This window comes from Streptomyces sp. NPDC000348, from assembly GCF_042898795.1.
GTDB lineage: Bacteria > Actinomycetota > Actinomycetes > Streptomycetales > Streptomycetaceae > Streptomyces.
Genome location: NZ_JBIAZD010000002.1, coordinates 1 through 20,095 on the forward strand (window position 1 = coordinate 1; position 20,095 = coordinate 20,095).

The 20,095-nt window shown below is 74.3% G+C and carries 16 protein-coding genes; 4 read left to right on the forward strand and 12 right to left on the reverse strand.

Going from position 1 to position 20,095, the window contains the following annotated elements; all coding sequences use genetic code 11:
• Nucleotides 1-371: ABC transporter permease (locus ACFY3N_RS03885; RefSeq protein ID WP_390815041.1), on the reverse strand; the 371-nt coding region annotated here is incomplete at its 3' end.
• 142 nt (nt 372-513) lie between these two features.
• Between ACFY3N_RS03885 and ACFY3N_RS03890 the strand changes: the two genes are divergently transcribed.
• The 3 genes from ACFY3N_RS03890 to ACFY3N_RS03900 all read left to right on the forward strand — a co-directional run bounded on the left by ACFY3N_RS03890 (nt 514) and on the right by ACFY3N_RS03900 (nt 2,274).
• Nucleotides 514-1,140: a TetR/AcrR family transcriptional regulator gene (locus ACFY3N_RS03890; protein ID WP_390815042.1), complete on the forward strand. Its 627-nt coding sequence runs from the start codon at nt 514-516 to the stop codon at nt 1,138-1,140.
• Nucleotides 1,141-1,371: 231 nt separating this feature from the next.
• Nucleotides 1,372-1,524, forward strand: a complete 153-nt coding sequence (locus tag ACFY3N_RS03895) for a hypothetical protein (RefSeq protein WP_390815043.1) — start codon at nt 1,372-1,374, stop codon at nt 1,522-1,524.
• 105 nt (nt 1,525-1,629) lie between these two features.
• Complete coding sequence (locus ACFY3N_RS03900; protein ID WP_390815044.1) at nt 1,630-2,274, forward strand: dihydrofolate reductase family protein; 645 nt, start codon at nt 1,630-1,632, stop codon at nt 2,272-2,274.
• Between the two features lie 114 nt (nt 2,275-2,388).
• Here the strand turns inward: ACFY3N_RS03900 and galE are convergent, their stop codons facing one another.
• The 3 genes from galE to ACFY3N_RS03915 all read right to left on the reverse strand — a co-directional run bounded on the left by galE (nt 2,389) and on the right by ACFY3N_RS03915 (nt 5,599).
• A complete protein-coding gene (gene galE, locus ACFY3N_RS03905; protein ID WP_390815045.1) occupies nt 2,389-3,369 on the reverse strand; it encodes a UDP-glucose 4-epimerase GalE in 981 nt (326 codons plus the stop codon).
• Between the two features lie 54 nt (nt 3,370-3,423).
• Nucleotides 3,424-5,025: a glycosyltransferase family 2 protein gene (locus ACFY3N_RS03910; protein WP_390815046.1), complete on the reverse strand. Its 1,602-nt coding sequence runs from the start codon at nt 5,023-5,025 to the stop codon at nt 3,424-3,426.
• Nucleotides 5,026-5,101: 76 nt separating this feature from the next.
• Nucleotides 5,102-5,599: a MarR family winged helix-turn-helix transcriptional regulator gene (locus ACFY3N_RS03915; protein ID WP_390815047.1), complete on the reverse strand. Its 498-nt coding sequence runs from the start codon at nt 5,597-5,599 to the stop codon at nt 5,102-5,104.
• A 130-nt stretch (nt 5,600-5,729) separates the two neighbouring features.
• On the opposite strand from ACFY3N_RS03915, the gene ACFY3N_RS03920 reads away from it, so the two are divergent.
• Nucleotides 5,730-6,143 carry an organic hydroperoxide resistance protein gene (locus tag ACFY3N_RS03920; protein ID WP_390815048.1) on the forward strand — a complete coding sequence of 138 codons (414 nt, stop codon included), beginning with the start codon at nt 5,730-5,732 and terminating at the stop codon, nt 6,141-6,143.
• On the opposite strand, the gene ACFY3N_RS03925 is transcribed toward ACFY3N_RS03920, so the two are convergent.
• The 8 genes from ACFY3N_RS03925 to ACFY3N_RS03960 form a co-directional block, all read right to left on the reverse strand.
• Nucleotides 6,133-7,695, reverse strand: coding sequence for a hypothetical protein (locus tag ACFY3N_RS03925; protein WP_390815049.1), 1,563 nt, complete (start codon nt 7,693-7,695; stop codon nt 6,133-6,135). The two genes, ACFY3N_RS03920 and ACFY3N_RS03925, sit on opposite strands and share 11 nt — an antisense overlap.
• A 133-nt stretch (nt 7,696-7,828) precedes the next feature.
• A complete protein-coding gene (locus ACFY3N_RS03930; protein WP_390815050.1) occupies nt 7,829-9,094 on the reverse strand; it encodes a hypothetical protein in 1,266 nt (421 codons plus the stop codon).
• Nucleotides 9,091-11,313 (reverse strand): CDP-glycerol glycerophosphotransferase family protein, encoded by a 2,223-nt coding sequence (locus ACFY3N_RS03935; protein WP_390815051.1) that lies wholly within the window; start codon nt 11,311-11,313, stop codon nt 9,091-9,093. The genes ACFY3N_RS03930 and ACFY3N_RS03935 overlap by 4 nt, the downstream gene beginning before the upstream one ends.
• A gap of 1 nt (nt 11,314) precedes the next feature.
• On the reverse strand, nt 11,315-13,516 hold the full coding sequence (locus ACFY3N_RS03940) for a CDP-glycerol glycerophosphotransferase family protein (RefSeq protein ID WP_390815052.1): 2,202 nt from the start codon (nt 13,514-13,516) through the stop codon (nt 11,315-11,317).
• A 154-nt stretch (nt 13,517-13,670) separates the two neighbouring features.
• Nucleotides 13,671-15,938: a CDP-glycerol glycerophosphotransferase family protein gene (locus tag ACFY3N_RS03945; protein WP_390815053.1), complete on the reverse strand. Its 2,268-nt coding sequence runs from the start codon at nt 15,936-15,938 to the stop codon at nt 13,671-13,673.
• 148 nt (nt 15,939-16,086) lie between these two features.
• A complete protein-coding gene (locus ACFY3N_RS03950) occupies nt 16,087-16,986 on the reverse strand; it encodes a carbohydrate ABC transporter permease (protein WP_390815054.1) in 900 nt (299 codons plus the stop codon).
• A gap of 91 nt (nt 16,987-17,077) precedes the next feature.
• Complete coding sequence (locus tag ACFY3N_RS03955; RefSeq protein WP_390815055.1) at nt 17,078-18,427, reverse strand: carbohydrate ABC transporter permease; 1,350 nt, start codon at nt 18,425-18,427, stop codon at nt 17,078-17,080.
• Between the two features lie 7 nt (nt 18,428-18,434).
• Complete coding sequence (locus ACFY3N_RS03960) at nt 18,435-19,835, reverse strand: ABC transporter substrate-binding protein (protein ID WP_390815056.1); 1,401 nt, start codon at nt 19,833-19,835, stop codon at nt 18,435-18,437.
• Nucleotides 19,836-20,095: the final 260 nt, after the last annotated feature.

The window sequence follows — 20,095 nt, forward strand, 5'->3', positions numbered from 1 at the left end:
ACCGAGCTCTGGGTGAAGGTGAACACGAACACGCCCGTCACCAGGAACGGCACGTACACGTCCTTCGGGATGCCCCGGTTGGCGCCCAGCAGCAGTCCGAAGATGAAGAAGTACACCGCCGCGTTCAGCAGCGGGGTCGCCACCTGCCACAGCTGGCCGAGCTTGGCCTGACTGTACTGGGCGGTCAGCTTCGCCCGGGAGAAGGCGAGGATGAAGTGCCGCCGGTCCCACAGCTGACGGACGTACTCGACGAGGGACGGCCGGGCACCGCTGACCGTGAGGCCGTGGCGGGCGGCGAGGGCCGCGAGGTCGCCCTCGGCCGGGGGCGGGGCGGCCGGGGAGGGAGGCGGTGTGTGGAGGACCTGACTCACATCCGCTGCTTTCGCTAGGAGGAGGGGGAGGCAACGGTTTCGGACGTCGGGACGGGGCCGTATCGTCGCAACGGGAGCGTAAGTCGAAAGAACGTCGGAACGCAACCGTTTCGTCGTGACGGCGGCGGCCTATGCTGTCCGCATGACGACGAACGCCGACGAGCCCCAGCCGCGTCCGCGCCGCAGGGCCCCCGCCGGGGCCGCCGTACTGCGCCAGGACGTGACGGAGGCCATCCGGGCGGCCGTCTTCGAGGAACTGGCCGCGGCCGGCTACGCGCGGATGTCGATCGAGGGGATCGCGCGCCGCGCGGGCGTCGGCAAGACCGCGGTGTACCGCCGCTGGCGCTCCAAACTGCACCTGGTCCTCGACCTGGTCTCCGCGATCGCCGTCCAGGGCCTGCCCGCGCCGGACACCGGCTCCCTGGAGGGCGACCTGCGCCTGCTGTACGAGGTCACCTCCCGCGCCCTGCGCCACCCCGTCGCCTCGCAGATCCTCCCCGACCTCCAGGCCGAGGCCGCCCGCAACCCCGACATCGCCGAGGCCCTGCAGAAGGCGCTGCGCGAGGGCCAGGACGGGGTCGCCAAGGGCATCGTCACGGCGGCGCAGGAACGCGGCGAACTCCGCCCCGGCGCCGACCCCGCCCTCGCCCTCGACCTGATCTCGGGCCCCCTGTACTGGCGCTCGGTGGTGATCCGCGGCCCGAAGCCGCCCAAGGGGTACCTGGAGGCCCTGACCCGGGCGACGGCGGCGGCGCTGAGGGCGCTGTGACGGCGTTGTCGGTGCCGGCTGCGAGGATGCCGGCCACGACACCGCCGCTCCTCACCGACATCGAACGGGCCGTCCGCGCCGGCCGGGGCGCCGACACGTGCACGCCCGGGTGCCGGCCGCACCGGACGCCGGACCACCCCGCCCGGCGGTGAGCTGCTCCGCGGCGAGGTCCCGGTGGACGGGGCGCGCACGGACTGCCACGGGTGCAACCGCCCGGACACGGGCGTGGACATGGACCTCACCCGTGAGCAGTCCGGGCCCGGGGGGACCGTCACGGAGGGCACCGTCGTCCCCCGCCCGCCGGAACCCGCCCGGCTGCGCGAGGAGTACGCACTCCTGCGGGGCAGGGTCGTGGGGAAGCTCGACGGGCACCCCCGGGGCTGAGGGGGCAGCCGGATTTCTGGTTGGTCACGGACGCGGCGATGACTTTCTCCGGCCCGGGGAGTCCCACCCTCATCATCCGACTCCACGACAGCATCGGAGGAACGCGTGACTCAGCTCCTGAGAGTCCAGAACTTCAACGTATCGAGTGACGGCATCGGTGCCGGTGAGGACCAGACCCTCGAGAGGCCGTTCGGCCATGTCGAGCCCGAGAGGCTGTTCGCCTGGGCCGGCGCCACGGCGAGCTGGCCCATGCGCACCGACCCCGGGGGCAGCCGGGGTCTCGACGACTACTTCACCCGGGACTACGCCCGCAACATCGGTGCCGAGATCATGGGCCGCAACAAGTTCGGACCCCAGCGCGGGCCCTGGCACGACCACGAGTGGCGCGGCTGGTGGGGCGAGGAGCCCCCGTTCCGCACCCCGGTGTTCGTCATGACCCACCACGAGCGTCCTTCGTTCACGCTCTCCGACACCACGTTCCACTTCGTCGCCGGCGACCCCGCCACGGTCCTCGAACAGGCCCGGGAGGCGGCGCAGGGCAAGGACGTCCGCCTCGGCGGCGGGGTCACCACCATCCGGCAGTTCCTCGACGCCGGCCTCGTCGACACCCTGCACGTGGCGGTCTCGCCGGTGAAGCTCGGGTCCGGGCTGCGCCTGTGGGAGTCACCCGACGAACTGCTCGACCGGTTCCACCTGGAGGTCGTGCCCAGCCCGAGCGGCGTGACCCACCACCTCTTCTGGCGGAAGTGACCGGTTCCCGGAACCGCCCGCTTCCGGAGGCCCGGCCGGGGACCGGACGCGATGTCCCCGGCGCGGGGGCGTCGCCGACGACGGCGCCCAGGGCGCGTTCGGCGCGGGTGGGCCTCAGGGGCGGGGCGCCGACGGGTGCCGGTGCAGCCAGCCGGCCCAGGCCGAGCCGATCATGTCGTCGATGTCGCGGCGGGCCTTCCAGCCCAGTTCCGTGGCCGCGCGGTCGGCGGAGGCGATGACCCGGGCCGGGTCGCCGGGGCGGCGGGGGGCGACCACGGGCGGGCGGTCGTGGCCGGTGAGGGCGTTGACGCGGTCGATCATCTCGCGGACGGAGACGCCCTCGCCGCGGCCGATGTTGAGGGTGAGGTCCCGGCCGGGGGCGGAGCGCAGCGTGCGGGCCGCCGCGACATGGGCCTCCGCCAGGTCGGCGACGTGGATGTAGTCGCGGACACAGGTGCCGTCGGGGGTCGGGTAGTCGTCGCCGAACACGCACGGGGGCATGCCGTCCGTCAGCTTCTCGAAGATCATGGGGACGAGGTTGGAGACGCCCGTGTCGGCGAGGTCCGGGCGGGCGGCGCCGGCGACGTTGAAGTAGCGCAGGCAGGCCGTGGAGAGTCCGGCCGCCCTGCCGGCCGCGCGGACCAGCCACTCGCCGGCCAGCTTCGTCTCGCCGTACGGGGACAGGGGCGCGCAGGGGGTCTCCTCCGTCACGAGCTCCACGTCCGGCATGCCGTAGACCGCCGCCGAGGAGGAGAAGACGAAGGAGCGCACCCCGGCCGACGTCACCGCGTCCAGCAGGACCCGCAGGCCCTCCACGTTCTCCCGGTAGTAGTGCAGGGGACGGGACACCGACTCGGCGACCTGCTTCTTCGCCGCCAGGTGGACGACCCCGGTGACCTCGTGGTCCGCGAGGGCGCGCGCCACCCGCCCGCCGTCCAGGGTCGAGCCGACCACCAGCGGCACCCCGTCCGGCACCCGCTCGGCGAGACCGGTGGACAGGTCGTCGTACACCACCGTCCGCTCGCCCGCCCCGGTCATCGCCCGGACGACGTGCGCCCCGATGTAGCCGGCGCCGCCGGTGATCAACCAGGTCATGAACGGTCGCTCCCTCGTCGTCGGCCCGTGCTGGTGCGGGGAAAGGGCCGGCTCCTAGTGAAGCAGGCGCCACAGCCTTCCGCGCAGCACCGGCACGACTCCGCGGACGCCGGCCGCCACGCGCAGGGCCAGCGCGCCCGAGTGCGTGGCGTACGGCCGCACCAGCACCACGCCGTGCCAGGGGCTCGGCATCGCGCAGCGGCGCAGCAGGCCCGGCCCGGCGAGCGCGTGCGCGGTGACCCGGCGGCTCGAACCGTCCCGGAAGCGCACCCGCAGCCGCAGGTCCCAGGCGCCCGTGCCGAGCGTGGCCAGCCGGTCCGGCCGTACGGTCGTCTCCGCCACCCAGGTGCCGTCGGCGGCCGTCCGCAGCGGGACCGTACGGCGGACGCGGGCGCCGCCCCGGTCCCGGTGGCGCCACTCCGTCTCCACCGACCAGGGCCCCGCCCGCGCCACCCGGCCGTACAGCTCGTGCAGGCGCACCCGCAGCCGCGGTCCGTGCGCGTGGGGGCGCAGTTCCGCGTCCACGGCGAGCGGGAGCAGCGGCGCGGGCCGGGTCAGCAGGGGTTCCAGGGTGATCCCGGGCAGGCCGGCCGACCAGCAGGGCGTGCCGTCCGCCGCGCGGGCGTACGGCGGGCACAGCCGGGCCGGCCGGGCCGCCAGCTCCCGCAGCCGGGACAGGTCGCACGGCTCGGCGGAGGCCAGCACCACCCGCCCGATCAGCCGGCCCGGGGCCACGGGGTCGCGGGCCCAGTCGGCGGCGTCGTACTCCGTGAGGAACGCCCGCGTGTGCGCCCACCACTCCCGCCGGTACTCCTCGTCGTGCAGCGGCAGCTCGCGGGCGTACATGCGCAGGTCGTGGTCGAGGAACTTGGCCCGCGCCCGGCGCGCCAGCCGTTTCTGCCCGGCGGCCAGCAGGATGTCGTGGGCGGTGCGGCAGGCGTGCGTGCGGGCCCGCCAGTTGTCGACGTCCGCGCGGTCCAGCGAGATCGACAGCCGCCGCGCGGACCGGCGGACGTGCCAGACGTACACCCGGTCCGGGACCAGCGCGACGCGCGGGGCGGCGGCCCACACCCGCGCGGTGAACACGAGGTCCTCGTAGGGGAACCGGCCGTCGGGGAAGCGGATGCCGTGCGCGCGCAGGAAGGCCGTGCCGTAGAGCTTGTTGACGCACAGCGTGTCGTGGACCAGGCGCGGGCGCAGCGCCGGGCGGGCGAGCACGGCGGGCGCGGCGTACAGGGCCGGCTCCCACGGCACCTCGCGCCCCGAGGGCAGCTCGCGGCGCACACACAGTCCGGCCGCGACCTGCGCGTCCGCCCCGGCCGCGGCCGTGAGCAGCGCGTCCACCGCGCCGGGCGGCAGCACGTCGTCGCTGTCCAGGAACATCACGTACGGCGAGGTGACCGCCAGGAGCCCGGTGTTGCGCGGGGTGCCGCAGCCGCCGCTGTTGGCGGGGAGCCGGATCACCCGCAGCCGCGGTTCGTCCTCGGCGAGCCGGTCCAGCAGATCGGCGCTGCCGTCCGTCGAGCAGTCGTCGACGGCGACGACCTCGCGTACGGCGGGACCCTGGCCGAGCGCCGAGCGCACGGCGTCGGCCACGTGGGCGGCGTCGTCGTGGCCGATGACGACGACGGCGGCCTGGGGCTGAGGGGGCTGCATGGTGTCCTCGGGAGCGTCACGGAGTGTCTGCCCTCCATTGAGGACGCTCGGCGCACGCGGCGCACCCCGGCGGCCGTCACCCGCCTTCCGCCACCGCCGTGTCCAGTGCCGTGGTGAGCCGGTGCAGGCGGGTGCCCAGATCACGGATCTCGTCGAGTTCGAAGCCGGTCGCGGCCACGATCCGCTGCGGCACCTCCAGGGCCCGCTGCCGCAGCGCGGTGCCCTCCTCGGTGGGCCGCACCTCCACCGACCGCTCGTCGCGCGCACTGCGTTCCCGGCGCACCAGGCCGGCCGCCTCCAGCCGCTTGAGCAGCGGGGACAGGGTGCCGGAGTCCAGCCGCAGATGCTCGCCGAGCTTCTTCACGGGCAGCGTGCCGTGCTCCCACAGCACCAGCATGACCAGGTACTGCGGGTAGGTGAGCCCGAGGTCCTTGAGGACCACCCGGTAGACGCCGTTGAAGGCCCGGGAGGCGGCGTGCAGGTTGAAGCAGATCTGCTGGTCCAGGCGGAGCCAGTCGTCCGCAGCGCCCGGCAGCGGGGCCGTCGCGGGTGGTGGGCTCGGAGTGGCTGTCATGCCCCCAGGGTAGCTCTCGCGGACTATTTGGTTGCGCACAATTCAATTGCGTGCTCTACTTGTGGTCGTACGGCGGCCGGACCCACCACGGGCCCGGCCGCGTCACGACTCGAGAGGGAAGGTCCTTTCCATGGACGCGCTCTACACCGCTGTCGCCACCGCCACCCACGGCCGCGAGGGCCGCGCCGTCACCTCCGACGGCAAGCTGGACCTCGGCCTGAGCGCCCCCGTGGAGCTCGGCGGCAACGGCCAGGGCACCAACCCCGAGCAGCTGTTCGCCGCCGGTTACGCGGCCTGCTTCGGCAGCGCCCTCGGTGTGGTCGGCCGGGCGGCGAAGGTCGACGTCAGCGACGCCGCGGTGACCGCCGAGGTCGTCCTCGGCAAGCAGGGCGAGGGCTTCGGGCTGGCGGTGACGCTCCGCGTCGAGCTGCCCGAGGGCATCGAGGAGGAGACCGGCCGCAAGCTGGTCGAGCAGGCCCACCAGGTCTGCCCCTACTCCAACGCCACCCGCGGCAACATCCCGGTCGACCTCGTCATCGAGTAGTCCCGGTCCCGCCCCCGACCCGCGCCAGCACCTCCCCCGTCCGCCGGCTCCACGCCACCACCACCGCCTCCTCGGGCACCCGCTGCCGCGGCGTCAGCAGCAGCCAGCGCGCGTGGTACCGGCGGACGACCGCGGCCCGCTCGGCGCGGGTCGAACCGGGGTCGAGGTACGCGCGCACCTCGGCCGCCCGCCGCAGCCGTTCCCCCTCGTCCAGCGAGGCGTCCGGCCAGGCCGGCGCGGCGAGGTTCGGCCCGTACCCGGCGATCGCGTGGACGGCGTGGTAGCCGTCGGTGATCACCACCTCGCCCGGTTCGATGTACCGCGCGGCCCAGTCGTACGACGGCCAGTCCGGCGGCCGTGCGAAGCCCGCCGGCACCACCGCCCCGGCGTGCACGGTCAGGAACGCGGCGCACGCCCCCGCCGCCGCGGCGCCGCCCAGCAGCCGCCGCCGCACCGGCCACGGCCGGGGCGCCGCCAGCTCCACCGCCAGGGCGAACTGCGGCGGCACCAGCGTGAGCCCGAGGATCCTGCCGTAGGTGTAGTGGCCGCCGGCCCAGCCGTACGCCACCACCAGGCAGTCCAGGACGAACATCAGCACCAGCGGATCCCGCCAGGAGCCGCGCCGCGCCCGCAGCCACAGCGCCGGCAGCCCGAGCAGCGCCAGCCCGAACTGCCCGCCGAGGTCCAGGTACAGCCGCCGGTGCATCGCGTCCACGCTGTCGTCCCCGGCCAGCGCGAACACGTCGAAGTACGGCCAGCAGGCGGCCGTCAGCAGCGCCGCCGCCCCCGTCAGCGCCCACCGGCCGGCAACCGCCGGACCCCACCGCCGCTGCCACCCGGCGACCAGCGCCACCGCGCCCAGCGCCGCCGCGACCGCCGTGATCGGATGCACCAGCAGGACCGTCCCGTACAGGGCGCCCAGCGCCGCGTACCCGGACGCCGGGCGCAGCCCGCTCGGCCCCACGTACCGCACGGCCTCCGCCTGCCGGGCCCGCGTCCCCGTCAGCGCCCACGCCCAGAAGGCGAGCCCGATCGCGAACGCCGACGGGTAGGCCAGGTTGCCCGTCATCGACATCAGGTTCAGGTAGCCGCTCCACCAGGCCCGCTCCACCCCCCACAGCAGCGTCATCGCGCCGAGCGCCAGCACCGGCGCCCAGGGACGCGGGGTCAGCACCCGCACGAAACGGCCGATCCCGGTGAGCAGCACCAGCAGGTTCAGCGGCCCGGTGAGCTTGAGCACCTCCCAGCCGCCCAGCCCGGTCAGCCGGGCGAACGCGCCCTGCGCCAGCGCGAACGGCGAGTAGTAGGGGCTGCCCGCCCCCGGCAGGTCCGCCATCGGGTGCCGGGGCTCCAGCAGGTCGTCCTTGAGCCGCTCCACGACCGCCGCGTGCTGCCCGGCGTCGCAGCACAGCGGCACCCGCCAGTACGCCAGCGACATCACCAGCCAGAACAGGAAGCCGAAGAACTGGTACGGGGTGGGGCGCCAGGCCCCGCCGCCGCGCAGCGCCGTGGCACCGCGCACGGCCGGCCGGACGAGGACCGGGGAGCTCATCGGGGAGTGCGGAAAGGGAGCTTCGTGGGCATTTGCCGAATGTTCCCGGCGCACTCCGCGCCATGACCTCGCATCACCTCATCGAGTGAAGCGGGTGAACCGGGGAAGTGACTGAAGCGGGTGAACCGGCTGGTCAGCGCGCCAGCCCCACCGGAGCCCCCTGCGCCGGCACCACCGCCCGCCGCACCACCGGCTCCAGCAGCAGCGGCACGCCCAGCACCGGCAGCAGCCAGGCGGGCGTGATCAGCCGGTCGCCCCAGATGTTCATGTCCGGGTGCCCGGCCTGGTTGAGGAACCCCGTGCAGGCAGCGGCGGCCAGGCAGACGCCGAACGCCGGCCGCCGCAGCGCCCCCAGGACACCGGCCACCAGGAACGCGACGAACACCGGCTCCCACAGCTGCCGCCGCAGCCACTCCGTCCAGAAGTTCCCCTGCAACTGGAGGAACTCCGCCCACGGCCGCTCCCGGTCGGGGCGGGCGAAGTGATCGGTGAGCAGGTCCTGCACGCTCTCCGACACCGACGGGTGGTGCAGCAGCCGGGCCAGCAGCACCGTGCCGAGCGCCCCCGCGCACCCGGCTCCCGCGAGCGCCGCCACCCCGCGCCCCGGCGGCCGCCCCCGCCGCCGGCGCCGTACGGCGACCGCCGCGCCCGCGCCCGCCAGGCACAGCCCGAGGAACAGCGCCTGCGAGTGCTTGACGGTGAACAGCGCGAGCAGCGCGGCGCCCACCAGCGCCAGGCCCGCCCGCGTCCGCCGCCCCTCCAGCACCAGCGCACACCCCCACAGGGCCACCAGGGTGAGCGCCAGCAGCAGCCCCTCGGTCATCGGGCGCATCGCGGTCGTCCCGCACGGCAGGACCAGGAACAGCGCCTGCCCGGTGAGCGCGAGCGGCACGGACACCGCCAGGGTGCGCAGCACCAGGAAGACGAGCACCCCGCCCGCGCAGGTCACCACCACGCCCGCCGCCCACGCGCCCCAGGTCACCCCGAACAGGCCGACGAACGGCGCCAGGAACACCGGGTAGCCGGGCCGTGCCTCGAAGATCCGCATGAACCGCTCCGGCATGAACGGCACGGTGTGCCCGCCGGTCTGCCCGGCCGCCAGCCGGGCCTCCACCTGCCCCCACTCCCGCTCCCGGCACTCCCGCAGCACCTCCGGCGCGGGGTCCGGGGCGTGGAAGCGCACCACGTCCACGTTCTGCTCGCGGTGCGCGATCGACGCCCGGCCCGCGCAGGACCAGTCGATGGTGGCGGTCGCCGCCTCCCGCTTCTCCGCACCGGTCAGACTCAGCGCGTACGCCAGGTAGTTCTTGCTGTCGGGGGTGTCCCGGCCGGTGACGTTGGCGAGTTGCAGCAGCGCGAAGACGGCGGCCAGCAGCAGGACCCGGGTGCGCGTCCTCACGACGGGGCCGGCAGGTCGCGGCCGGTGGCCTGGGACGGCACCCGGGCCGGTCCGGCCGGCCGCTCGGGCATCCGCTCGCCCAGCATCAGCGTCCGCACCACCCGCTCGGCGGCCCGGCCGTCGTCGAACTCGCAGAACCGCCCGCGGAACGCCGACCGCAGCCGCGCCGCCTCCGCGTCCCGCCAGGTCCCGGAGTCGAACAGCCACGCCAGCTCCCAGTGGGAGCGCGCCACATGGCCCGGCGCCTCGGCCGTGATGTCCAGATAGGTGCCCCGGCTCGCCCGGTAGGCCTCCCAGTCGTCGGCGTACACGACGATCGGGCGGTCCAGAAGGGCGTAGTCGAACATGATCGACGAGTAGTCGGTGACCAGTACGTCGGCGGCGAGCAGCAGGTCCTGCACCTCCGGCTCGTCCGTGGCGTCGACGAGCACGCCCCGCCGGTGCAGTTCGGACAGGCCGAGGCCGCGCGCCGGCCCGGTGGCCAGCGAGGGGTGCAGACGGACGACGAGGGTGCGGCCCCCGCCCAGGTCGGCGGCGAACCGGGCGAGGTCGAGCCGCTCCACCAGCCCGCCCCTGCGGTAGTCGCGGCGGGTCGGCGCGTACAGCACCACCGTGTCGCCGTCCGGGACGCCGAGCCGCTCGCGCACCGCGCGCGCCCGGCCCGCCGGCGGTGCGACCAGCACGTCGTTGCGCGGGCTGCCGCTGCGCAGGGAGGTGAAGTGACAGGGGAAGGCCCGCTCCCACACCAGCTCGGAGTGCCGGTTGGCGACCAGGCTGTAGTCCCAGCGGTCGGCCCGGCGCAGCATCTGCGGAACGTCGAGGCCGAGCCGGGCGCCGGGCCGGTCCAGCAGATCGGCGCCCAGGTACTTCAGCGGGGTGCCCCGGTGGGTGTGGATGTGCACGCTTCCGGGGCGTTTGACCAGCGCGCCCGGCCAGTTGACGTTGTTGACGAAGTACGTGGCCCGCTCGGTCACCCGGCGGTACCCGGGCGAGCCGAGCAGCACGTACTCGGTGTCCGGATCGAGACCGGCCGCCTGCTCCTCGTCGGCCAGCACCCACACGCCCCTGAGGTGCGGGGCGAGTTCGCGCGCCGCGCGGTGGACGGCCGCCGGGTCGCCGAGCACGCCCCGGTGCGAGAACGCCGAGTACACGGCGAGGTCCGGGTCGAGCGGACGGCTGAACACGGACCGGGACCGGGAACGGGCGTACCGCGCCGCCGTCGCCGTGCCCGCCCGCCGGGCCCGCCGCCCCAGCTCCCGGCGCGCCCGCCCGGCCCGCTGCCGCAGGAGGTAACCGGCGTAGCTCCCCTCCAGCACCCGCAGCCCGTCGGGGACCGGCGCGCCCTCGGGCCGGTGCGCCCGGAACATCTCGGCCGTACGGCGGAAGAACTCGCCCTTGTCGGACGGCGGCAGGCGGTCCGGCTTGGAGAGGACGTCGAGACAGTGCTCGCCCATCTTGGCGTGCAGGAAGGGCCGCCAGTGCGCGAGTGCCGGGCGGCCGTCGACGAACCGGAACACCCGCGCGTACTGCTCGTGGACGTCGAAGTGACCGCGGCCGGTGGTGGACAGGATGCTGCCCCGGCGGCGCTGCCGGTAGAAGACGCAGATCCGGTCCAGGACGGCGATGCGCTCGGCGCTGAGCAGCACCGGGAACGTCCAGGGCGTGTCCTCGTAGTGGCCGGGCGGGAAGACGAAGCCCTCCCGCGTGACGAAGTCGCGGCGGTAGACCTTGTTCCACACCACCATCAGCAGATCGAGGATCTCCGGCCGCTCGGCCGCGGTGAAGGTGCCCCCGGACGCCTCCGCCAGCAGGGGCGCCAGGACGTTGCGGCGGGTGCCGCCCCACCAGTGGGTGCGGGCGTAGTCGAAGACCAGGACGTCCGGGTCGCCGGTCTCGTCGAGGCGGTCGGCCGTCGCGCGCAGCGCGCCCGGGGTCAGGGTGTCGTCGCCGTCGAGGAAGAACAGGTAGTCGCCCGTCGCCTGCTCCATGCCCGCGTTGCGGGCCCGGCCGAGGCCCACGTTCTCCGGCAGGTGCACCACCCGGACCCGCTCGTCGCGGGCCGCGTACGCGTCGAGGATCGCGCCGCAGCCGTCGGGGGAGCGGTCGTCGACGGCGATCACCTCGAGGTCGCGGTACGACTGGCCGAGCACCGAGTCGAGGCAGGCGTGCAGGTACGCCTGCACCTTGTGGACGGGGACGACGACGCTGAAGCGGGGCACGTCAGCTCCTCACCAGGGTGGCGGCCGCGGGGGCGGGGACGCGCTCCGCGAGCGGGATCACGGGCGGCAGGGCCTCGGGCGGCTCGCCGAGCAGCACCCGGCGCACGACCCGCTCGGCGGCCCGCCCGTCGTCGAAGGGGCAGAACCGCTCCCGGAACCGGGCCCGCAGCGCGGCCGACCCCGCGTCCGCGTACGAGCCGTCGCGGAACACGCGGGCCAGCTCGTCGGGGGTGCGGACCACCGGTCCCGGCGGCCCGTCCATCAGGTCGAAGCAGACGCCCCGGATCTCCCGGTAGACGTCCCAGTCGTCGGCGTACACCACGATCGGCCGGTCCAGGTTGGCGTAGTCGAACATGATCGACGAGTAGTCGGTGACCAGCGCGTCGGCGGCCAGGCACACGTCCTCGGACGAGGGGTGCGCGGTGACGTCGATGACCCGGCCGCCGTTCCCGCGCCCGCCCCGGTCGTAGAAGTAGTGGGCGCGCAGCAGGACGACGACGTCCTCGCCGGCCGCCTCGCAGAACGCCTCCAGGTCGAGGCCGGGCTCGAAACCGGTGCGGTGGTCGCGGTGGGTGGGCGCGTACAGCACGGCCCGCGCGCCCCGCGGGACGCCCAGCTCCGCGCGGATCCGGGCCACGTCGTCGGCGGTGGCCGTGCAGTACACGTCGTTGCGCGGATAGCCGTACTCCAGGTGCTCGTAGGAGCCGGGGAAGGCGCGCTCCCACACGCGCGTGGAGTGCGGGTTGGCGGAGAGGTTGTAGTCCCAGCGGTCCACCCGGCCCAGCAGCTTGGTGAAGCTGCCGGTGGCGGCCGCCACCACCGGGTACGTCGACTGGTCGACGCCCATGGTCTTCAGCGGGGTGCCGTGCTGCGTCTGGAGGTGGACGCTGCCGGGCCGCTTGACCACGCCCTCCGCGAAGTTGGCGTTGTTGACCAGGTACGTCGCGCGGGCCAGCACCTCCCAGCAGCGGCGGCTGCCGAGGACCGCGTACTCGACGCCGTCCGGCACGGTGTGCGCCCGGTCCGCCTCCACCAGGAACACCGAGCGGATGTGCGGGGCGAGTTCGCGGGCCTTCGCGTGGATCGCGGCCGGGTTGCAGGCGTAGCCGCGGCCCCAGTACGCGCAGTACACGGCGAGGTTCGGATCGAGCGGGCGGCGCAGGTGCATCCGGTACAGCAGCCGGGTGCGCAGGCCCCGCGGGCGCGGCACCGCCGCCGTCGCCCGCGCCACCGCGCGGCGGGCGCCGCGCAGGGCGGCGAACGCCCCGTACGAGCCCGACGCCAGCAGCCGGTGCTGCGCCCCGAGGCTGCCGCCCGGCGGCCGGTATCCGGCGGGGCGGTGGCGGCGGTACAGGGTGCTCGCCCGGTGGAAGAAGGCGCGGCGGCCCGACGGGAGCCGCCGGGGACGGGCGGCCGTCTTCAGCACGGCGGCGAACAACTGCTCGAACAACGGCGCCGACCGCTCGGCGGACAGCCCCTGTTCGGCGGCCCGCTCCAGCACCAGCTCGACCTGGTCCAGCAGTTCGGCGTGGTGCTCCCCGGGCAGGTTGAGCCGGCTGCCCTGGCGCCGCACCAGGTGCCGTACGACGACCGAGCGCAGCACCGCCACCCGCTCGGCGCGGAGCATCGCCGACCCGCCCCAGCCGATGTCGGTGAAGTGCCCCGCGGGGAAGGCGAGATCCCGCTCGGCGACGAAGGCGCGGCGCCAGACCGCGCTCCACGCCGGGAGGCCCACGCCGGTGAGGTGCGGGGCGCGGTCGGGGGAGAACGCGCCGTCGGGGGCCCTCGCCAGCAGCGGCGCGGCCGGGTTGCCGGGCTCCCCCTCCCACCAGGGCACCCGCTCGTGCTCACAGTGCAGCACGTCCACCGGACCGGTCTCCGCCAGACGCGCGTCCAGCGCCGCCAGCGCACCCGGTACGAGGACGTCGTCACCGTCGAGGAAGAGCAGGTACGTCCCCGTGGCCGCCCGCGTCCCCGCGTTGCGGGCGCCCGCCAGCCCGGCCGACGGCGGCGCGTGCACCGGCACCACCCGCGAGTCCCGCTCGGCGTGCCGGGCGGCCACGTCGGCCGCGGGAGACCCGGGTGCCTCGCAGACCGGGATCAGCTCGAAGTCGCCGAAGGACTGGGCGAGGACCGAGTCCAGCGCCCGGCCCAGCCGGCCGGCGACCTCGTGGGACGGGACGATGATGCTGAAGCGGGGCATGCTGCTCTTTCTCGTAGAGGAGGGCGTGGCGCCCTCAGCGGGCGGGGCGCCGGCCGGGCCGCCCCGACGGCCGTCGGGCGGGCGGCCGGGTCGGGGTGGGCCGCGACGAGCCGGGGGGCATGGGAACTCCCTGGGTCCACAAGGGGAACGGCGGTCAGCCGCGGTCGGTGACGGCCAGCACGCCGGCGGGCTGCTGCGGCGGCACCGTCGTGAGCGACGACGGGCCGGACACGGCGCCGGCCGGCGGCACCGGGCGGCGCCCGGCCGGCGGCACCACCGGCGGCAGGTCCGTCTCCCCGAGCACCACCCGGCGCACCACCCGCTCGGCGGCGCGGCCGTCGTCGTACGGGCAGAAGCGTTCCCGGAAGTCCGCCCGCAGCCGGGCGGAGCGGGCGCCGCACCAGTGGCCGGTCGTGAAGACGTCGATCAGTTCGTCCTCGCCGCCCGCGACCGGGCCCGGCGGGAACGTCCGCGGGTCGAAGTAGGCGCCGCGGGCCGCCTCGTACGCCTCCCAGTCGTCGATGTGCAGCACGACCGGCCGGTCCAGGCCCGCGTAGTCGAACATCAGCGGCGAGTAGTCCGTGACCAGGGCGTCCGAGGCCAGGCACAGCGAGATGACGTCCGGGTGGCCGGTGACGTCCAGGACCCGGTCGGAGGCGGCCTCCAGCGGTCCGCCGTACGGGTGGCGGGCGCGGGACAGGACGACGAACCGCGGACCGAGGCGGCGCACCACGCGCTCCAGGTCGAGCAGCCGGCGCTGGGTGCGCCGGTAGTCGCGGTGGGCCGGCGCGTACAGGATCGCCACCGACCCCTCGGGGATGCCGAGCGACTCCCGCAGCCGGGCCACGTCCGCCCCGGTCGCCGTGTGGAACCGGTCGGTGCGCGGCCTGCCGTACTCCAGGGTGGTGTAGCGGCCGGGGCAGACCCGCTCCCAGGTCAGCGTCGAGTGGCGGTTGGCGGAGACGACGTAGTCCCACTGGTCGACGCCCTCGAGGAGCCGCGCGAAGTCCGTGTCCCGGGCCGCCGCGGGACGCTCCAGCAGGTCCAGGCCCACGTGCCCGAGGGGGGTGCCGCGCCGCGTCTGCACCAGGACCTGCCCCTTGCGCTTGACCAGCCCCGGCACCACGTCGGCGTCGGTCACCAGGTACGCGGACCGGGCGAGCGCGCTGAAGTGGGCGGCCGTGCCGGGGACGAGCCGGCGGGCGGCCGGGGGAAGGGTGTGGTGGTGCTCGGGGCGGGCCACCCAGGCGGTGCGGACGTGCGGGACCAGCTCGCGCAGCGCGGACTCCAGGGCGCCCGGGTCGCCGCCGTGGCCGCGGCCCCCGTGGGCGGCGAAGACGGCCCGGTCGGCACGGAGCGGGAGCAGCCGCTGGACCCGGTAGTGCAGGCGCAGGGCCGTGCGGCGCAGGGCGCGCGGCAGCCGTCCCGCGATCCGGGCCCACCTGCGGCGCAGCGCCGCCGCCAGCCGCAGCGCCCGGTAGGTGCGGTGCAGTCCGAGACGGACCATGGTGTGGTGGACCCGGGCGCGCGCGGACCCGGACGCGCCGGGCGTCCGGTGACGCCGGCAGTGGACGCGCGCCCGGCGCAGGAAGGCGGCGCGCGACCCGTGCGGCAGCCGGTCCCGCCGGGTGTACACCGTCACCAGGTGGTCGAGCATGCGGCGGAACAGCACCGGCCGCCAGCACCGCAGTTCGGGCCGCTCGTCGAGGAACGCGAAGACCCGGTCGTACTGGTCGAAGACGTCGAAGTGCCGTTCGCTGGTGGTGCGCAGGATGCCGCCGGTCCGGCGCTGCCGGTAGTGCACGCAGACCCGGTCCAGGGTGGCGATCGACTCCGCCGTCATCAGGACCGGGTACGTCCACGGGGTGTCCTCGTAGTAGCCGGGCGGGAAGGCGAAGCCCGCGCGCTCGACGAACTCCCGCCGGTAGGCCTTGTTCCACGCCACCATCAGCAGGTTCAGCAGTCCCGGCCGGTCCGCCAGCCGGAACGGCGCGGGACCCTGCTCGGTGAGCTCGGCGGCGACCCGGTTGCGCACGGCCTCGCCCGACCAGTGGGTGCGCGCGTAGTCGTAGACCAGCACGTCCGGTTCGCCCGTCTCCTTCAGCCGGTCGGCGAGGGCGAGCAGCGCGTCGGGCGTGAGGGTGTCGTCGCCGTCCAGGAACACCAGGTAGTCGCCGGTCGCCCGCTCCATCCCGGCGTTGCGGGCCGGGCCGAGGCCCGCGTTCGCCGGCAGGTGCACGGCCCGTACGCGCGGGTCGCGGGCCGCGAACTCGTCGATCACCGCACCGCAGGCGTCCGGCGAGCAGTCGTCGACGGCGATCAGTTCGAGATCGGGGTACGACTGGGACAGCACGGAGTCCAGGCACTCGTGCAGATACGCCTGAACCTGGTACGCGGGGACAATGACACTGAACCTGGGCAAGGGGCATCCAACGGTCGGCGCGGGCGTTCTGCCCGGCAACGGCCGCGGGCCCCACTTGGTTACGCCCCCTGAGGCATCCGGGGGACGCCCGTCACACGAAGGGGCGGACCTTCGGCGGTCCGCCCCCTCAACGCGACCCGCGCGTCGGCTACTTCACCGCACCCGCCATCACACCGGAGACGAACTGCCGCTGGAACGCGAAGAACACGACCAGCGGGACCACCATCGAGATGAACGCGCCGGGCGCCAGGACGTCGACGTTGTTGCCGAACTGCCGTACCTGCGTCTGCAGGGCGACCGTGATCGGCTGGCTCCCCGAGTCGGTGAAGATCAGCGCGACCAGCATGTCGTTCCACACCCACAGGAACTGGAAGATGCCGAGCGCGGCGATGGCCGGACCGGCGAGCGGCATCACGACCCGTACGAACAGGCGCAGTTCGCCCGCGCCGTCCAGCCGGGCCGCCTCCAGCAGCTCCCTCGGGATCTCCGCGAAGAAGTTCCGCAGCAGGAACACCGCGAACGGCAGACCGAAACCGACGTGGAAGAGGACCACACCGGTCACGGAGCCGAAGATGCCCAGGCTGCCGAAGAGTTCGGCGATCGGGATCAGCGCCACCTGCACCGGCACCACCAGCAGTCCCACCACGGCCAGGAACCACCAGTCCCGGCCGGGGAACTCCATCCAGGCGAAGGCGTACCCCGCGAGGGAGCCGATCACCACCACCAGCACGGTCGCCGGGACGGTGATGTACGCCGTGTTCAGCAGCGAGCCGGTGATGTCGTCGTTCTCCAGCAGCTTCTCGTAGGCGCCGAAGGTGAGGCGCGAGGGCTCGGTGAACACCTTCCACCAGCCCTCGGCGGCCATGTCCTGCGGGGTGCGCAGGCTGGCCAGCAGCAGCCCGACCGTCGGCACCAGCCAGAACAGGCCGACGACGACGAGGAAGACGCGCACCAGGCCGCCGCTCACCCACGCGCTCAGCCGGGAGCCCAGCGGCCGCTCGGCCTTGACGGGGGAGACCGGCGGCACACCGGCCTTGGTGACACTCATCGCCCGACCTCCCGCCGAAGCCGCCGCACGTTGCTGTGCCCGTCCGGGGGACAACCCCCGGGCCCCCGGCCGCCGCCGTACGCACGCGAGTTCACCGTCGGACCTCCCGCCGAAGCCGCCGCACGTTGAACCACATCACCGGGATCACCAGGAGCAGCAGGAACACCGCGATCGCGCTGGCGATGCCCGGCTGGTCCGACGCGAAGCCCTTGCGGTACAGCTCCAGCGCGAGGACGTTCGCGTCGTCCTGGGAGGAGCCCGGGGCGATGATGAAGACCAGGTCGAACACCTTCAGCACGTTGATCATCAGGGTGACGGTGACGACCGCGAGGACCGGCGCCAGCAGGGGCACCGTGACCCTGCGGAACACCTGCCACTCGTTCGCGCCGTCCACCCGCGCGGCCTCCAGCAGCTCCCGGGGCATGCCCGCGAGCCCGGCCGCGATCAGCACCATCGCGAAGCCCGCCCACATCCAGATGTACGAGCCGATGATCGCCGGTGTGACCAGCGACGGGCCGAGCCAGTCCAGGCCGTTGTACGGCTCCTCGAAGTTGCTCGCCGGGAGCCTCAGCCGGGCGCCGTCGGCCTCGGCGGAGAAGGAGAAGGTGCCGTCGGCGGCCGCCGTGGCCGTCTCCACCACCTCGCCGCCCTTCACGGCCTCGATCCTCATCCCGGCGTAGCCCAGCTCCGAGGCGTCGACGGCGTTCAGCGTGCCGACGCCCTTGCCGCGGGTGAAGTCCTGCCAGGTGGTGCCGGTGATCCGGTCGCCCTCCGGCTTCGGCGCCGCCGCCCGCCGCGCGTCGTCCGGCAGCAGGTCCGGGGCGACCCCGACCAGCGGCAGCGTGACCACGTCGCCCGCGCTCACCGTTTCGCCGGTGACGAAGGCGCCGTCGTCGTCCCGTACGAGGGGCGACTCGCGGCCCGGGTGCGCCTTCGGGAACGCCGAGGACTGGGCGAAGGTGTCGTGCACCCCCACCCACACCGCGTTCGCCACGCCCTTGTCCGGGTCCTGGTCGTACACCAGGCGGAAGATGATGCCGGCCGCCAGCATCGAGATCGCCATCGGCATGAAGACGACCAGCTTGAACGCCGTTCCCCAGCGCACCCGTTCGGTCAGCACCGCGAAGACCAGGCCGAGCGCGGTCGCCACCGTCGGCGCGAACACCACCCAGACGACGTTGTTCTTCAGGGCGGTGCGGATGCCGTCGTCGGTGAACAGCGCCCGGTAGTTGTCTAATCCGGCGAAACCGTCGCCGGACTGGTCGTAGAGGCTGCGGACGACGGAGTACCCGATCGGGTAGACCACGAGCGCACCGAGCAGGACGAGCGCGGGCAGCAGGAACAGCGCCGCGACGGTGGTGCGGGTGCCGGTGACGCTCTTGCGCGACTTGGGAGCGGCAGGGGCCGTCTTCGGTGCCCCCGCCGCCGTGTCCGACGCCATGGCCGGTTCAGTTCCCGTACGCCGCGGCCGCGTCGGCCTCCAGCTTCGCCTGCGTGCCGGCGATGTCCTCCGGGTTCTTCAGGAAGTCCTGCAGCGCCTTCCACTCGCCCTTGCCGGGCGTGCCGCCGAACGCCTGCGGGGCCTGGTCGGACATGTCGAAGCGGAAGTCGTCACCGGCGTCGACCAGCGCCCTGGCCATCTTCCGCTGCACCTCGTTGGGGTACGCCGAGTCCGGCACGTTCCTGTTCGGCGAGAGGTAGCCGCCGAGCCCGGCGTGGATGCGCGCGGCGTCCGGGGAGGCCAGGAAGGTCGCCAGCGCCTGGGACGCCTCGGAGTCCTCCAGGATCACCGCCGCGTCGCCGCCGGACACCACGGGCGGGGCGTCCCCGACCGCCGGGAACGGGAACACCTTGGCGTCCGTGCCCACCTCCGCCTCGGTCTCGCCGATGTTGACCTGCGCGAAGTCGCCCTCGTAGACCATGCCGGCCTTGGGCTGGTCGCCACCGGTGAAGGTCTGCGTCACGGAGGTCGGGAAATCGGTCTGCAGCGCGCCGGAGGCGACGTAGTCCTTCTTGCCCCAGATCCCGGCGAGCGTGGTCAGGGCCTCCTTGACGGACGGGTCCGTCCACTTGATCTCGTGCCGGGCGAGCTGGTCGTACTTCTCCGGACCGGCCTGCGAGAGGTAGACGTTCTCGAACCAGTCGGTCAGCGTCCAGCCTTCGGCGCCGCCGACCGAGAACGGGGTGACACCGGAGTCGTACACCGTCTGCGCGGCGGTGAGCAGTTCGTCCCACGTCTTCGGCTCGGCCGCGCCCGCGTTCTCGAAGACCTGGGCGTTGTACCAGATCAGCGACTTGTTGGCGGCCTTGTAGTAGACGCCGTACTGCTTGCCGTCGACCTTGCCGATGTCCTGCCAGCCCTGCGAGTAGTTCTCGCCGAGCTCCTTGGCCGCCCCGGCCCCGAGCGGCTTGGCCCAGCCCTTGTCGACGGCCTGCTTGATGGCGCCCGGCTGCGGCAGCATCGCCACGTCCGGCGGGGCGCCGCCCGCGACCTTCGAGCCGAGGAAGTTGATGATCGGGTCCTGGGCGGGGACGAAGGTCACCTTGGCGCCGGTGCGCTTCTCGAACTCCGCGAGGACCTTCTTGAAGTTGGCCTGCTCGGTGCCGGTCCACACGGCGGCGACCTCCAGGCTCGCGCCGTCCAGCTCGGGGAGGGTGACGGTGTTCCCGGTCCCGCCGGTGCCGCCGCCCTTGTCCTCGCCGCCGTCGTCGTCGCCACCGCACGCGGTGAGCGAGACCGCGAGCACTCCGGCGGCGAGTGCCGCGGCGGCCCGCGCGCCCCTGCGGGGAGCCGTCACGTGATTGTCGGGCGACCTGCGTATCCGGATGATCCTGCTCGTCCTGCGCATCACTGCCCCGTTCTTCGTACTCCGTCGAACGCCGAGCGCTGTCCCGTGCGCTCTGGTCTACGCCCGGGGGATGGGGGTGGCAAGACCGCGTCCCGCGTCAACCCGCCGATCGTGACCGCGTCGTGACCCCGCGTCACCGCCGCGCCCGAGGGCACCACCCCGCCGCGTCACCGCGGGCAGTCGTGCCTCCCCCAGTGCCTCAAGGGCCTGGGAGGTACCCCCAGGGCGGCACGGGTGGGCGGTGGGGGCACCTCCCGCTC